Source organism: Candidatus Nanopusillus massiliensis (genome assembly GCF_920984865.1).
Genome location: NZ_OV100765.1, coordinates 579601 through 579835, shown reverse-complemented (window position 1 = coordinate 579835; position 235 = coordinate 579601). Strand labels below are relative to the sequence as shown.

Sequence of the window (235 nt, the reverse complement as noted above, 5' to 3'; positions counted from 1 at the left end):
ATTTCCTTTAATTTATTCAATTATTTCTTAAATTCTTTATTAAATCTATTTCCTTATCCTCTCTTATTCTTTTTTCATCATATTCAGTTAGCTTTGATAATATCTCAGAATATTCTTTTTTATTTTCCATAATTTTATCTATATCAAATATTGGATATCCTTCTTTTATCATTTTTTCAATTAATTCATTTATATTTTTCTTAATTTCCTTTGAACTATATTTAAATGATTCTCC

General features: G+C 19.1%; 1 protein-coding gene. It reads right to left on the bottom strand.

Annotated features, from left to right (window positions below; all coding sequences use genetic code 11):
- Positions 1-16: 16 nt before the first annotated feature.
- Positions 17-172 (bottom strand): hypothetical protein, encoded by a 156-nt coding sequence (locus tag LUA84_RS03730; RefSeq protein WP_231434503.1) that lies wholly within the window; start codon positions 170-172, stop codon positions 17-19.
- Between the last annotated feature and the right edge of the window lie 63 nt (positions 173-235).

Excerpts from the sequence above, each read along its gene's own strand:
- LUA84_RS03730 (WP_231434503.1), bottom strand. The coding sequence starts at position 172 with ATGATAAAAGAAGGATATCCAATATTTGATATAGATAAAATTATGGAA.